Raw genomic sequence first — 1,779 nt, 5'->3', positions numbered from 1 at the left:
TTACGCCTCGGCTTGCGGTTTCATGTCGTTGGCGTTGATGCCTGCGACGGCGACGGGTTTTTTCATGGCGTCGCGGCGGAAGGGTTCACCGAGTTCCTGGTTGATCAGGGCCTCGATCAGCGTGGTGATGCCGTTCTTCTGGTCTTCGATCGCCTGGTTCAGCGCCGCGGTCAGCTCGTCCTGCGTGCGGGCGACAACGCCCTTCAGGCCACAGGCTTGCGCGATGCCCGCGTAAGACACTTTGGTGTCCAGCTCGGTGCCCACGAAGTTGTCGTCGAACCACAGGGTCGAGTTGCGCTTTTCCGCACCCCACTGGTAGTTGCGGAACACGATCTGGGTTACGGCGGGCCATTCTTCGCGGCCGATCGCTGTCAGTTCGTTCACCGCGATGCCAAAGGCACCGTCACCGGCAAAGCCCACAACCGGAACGTCCGGGCAGCCGATCTTGGCGCCGACAACCGCCGGAAGGCCATAACCACAAGGCCCGAACAGACCCGGCGCCAGGTATTTGCGGCCCTCTTCGAACGCCGGATAGGCGTTGCCGATGGCGCAGTTGTTGCCGATGTCGGACGAGATGATCGCCTCTTTCGGCAGCGCCGCCTGAATCGCGCGCCACGCCATGCGGGGGCTCATCCAGTCGGGCTTGGCGTCGCGGGCGCGCTGGTTCCAGGTGGTGCCCGGATCGTCGTCCTCGTGGGTCATCGAGGTCAGCTCCTGCGCCCAGGCCGATTTCTTCTGGGCGATACGCTCCTTGCGCTCTTTGCGGCCTTCGTCACCGGCGGTGCCGGACAGCCGGGACAGGATGCCGTTGGCCACTTTGGCCGCGTCGCCGATGATGCCGACGCTGACATCCTTGGTCAGGCCGATGCGGTCAGGGTTGATATCGACCTGAATGATCTTGGCATCGGTCGGCCAGTAGTTGATGCCATAGCCCGGCAGGGTCGAGAACGGGTTCAGACGGGTGCCCAGGGCCAGAACCACGTCAGCCTCGCTGATCAGCTCCATGCCGGCTTTCGAGCCGTTATAGCCCAGCGGACCGGCAAACAGCGGGTGCGAACCGGGGAAGGCGTCGTTGTGCTGGTAGCCAACGCAAACCGGGGCATCCAGACGCTCGGCCAGCGCTTTCGAGGCTTCGATGCCGCCCTCGGCCAAAACCACACCAGCGCCATTCAGGATGACAGGGTTCTTTGCGTTCGACAGCATCTCGGCCGCCGCAGCCACCGCGTCTTCGCCGCCCGAGGGGCGCTCGAATTCAACGATCTTGGGCAGCTCGATGTCGACAACCTGAGTCCACATGTCACGCGGGATGTTCAACTGAGCCGGAGCGCTGGCGCGTTTTGCGTTCATGATAACGCGGTTCAGAACTTCGGCGACGCGGGTCGGGTCGCGAACCTCTTCCTGATAGGCGACGCAGTCCGCGAACATGCGCATCTGCTCCATTTCCTGAAAGCCGCCCTGACCAATGGTCTTGTTGGCCGCCTGCGGAGTGACCAGCAGAACGGGTGTGTGATTCCAGTAGGCGGTTTTCACGGCGGTCACAAAGTTGGTGATGCCGGGGCCGTTCTGCGCGATCATCATCGACATCTTGCCGGTCGCACGGGTGTAGCCATCCGCCATCATCCCGCCCGACCCCTCATGGGCGCAGTCCCAGAACATGATGCCAGCTTTCGGAAACAGATCCGAAATCGGCATCATCGCCGAACCAATGATACCAAACGCATGTTCAATACCGTGCATCTGCAGAACCTTAACAAAGGCCTCTTCAGTCGTCATTTTCAT

At 62.1% G+C, this 1,779-nt stretch carries 1 protein-coding gene; it reads right to left on the bottom strand.

Features of this window, described 5'->3' with window-relative positions; genetic code table 11:
* A partial coding sequence (gene xsc, locus ACR0IY_RS21930; RefSeq protein ID WP_480677153.1) for a sulfoacetaldehyde acetyltransferase occupies nt 1-1,779 on the bottom strand: 1,779 nt, incomplete at its 5' end.

Source organism: Ruegeria sp. BC1 (assembly GCF_056539305.1).
The sequence above is the reverse complement of the archived record's forward strand: the minus strand, read 5'-3'. Positions and strand labels throughout refer to the sequence as shown.